Source organism: Bacillus sp. SIMBA_008 (assembly GCF_046535495.1).
Taxonomy (GTDB): domain Bacteria; phylum Bacillota; class Bacilli; order Bacillales; family Bacillaceae; genus Bacillus; species Bacillus subtilis.
The window spans coordinates 1-242 of sequence record NZ_JAWRWL010001129.1 but is presented as its reverse complement, the minus strand read 5'-3'; the positions used below and the strand labels follow the sequence as shown (position 1 = coordinate 242).

The following is a 242-nucleotide window of genomic DNA, read 5'->3' as shown; positions in this document are numbered from 1 at the left end:
GGTCGCCGGTGCGGACAGCGTCGAGGAACGCCTGGACGAGCGCGTCGTCGGCGCCGCCGTGTCCGTCCGCCGCGCTCGCGTTGCCCCGGGACTCGGGGACGACGTCGTACTTCTCGTCCCGAGCGAAGTCGTGCACCACCAGCGTGCGTCCATCGCCCTCGATGCTTCCGTCCGTTCCGAAGAGGCGGGTCTTGCGGAAGTCGAGCTCCGTGAAGGCGGTGACGGTGAAGGATGCCGTCACC

General features: G+C 69.8%; 1 pseudogene. It reads right to left on the bottom strand.

The annotated features are described in order from the left end of the window. Positions 1-242: pseudogene (locus SB658_RS26950) on the bottom strand (hypothetical protein); the annotation flags it as partial.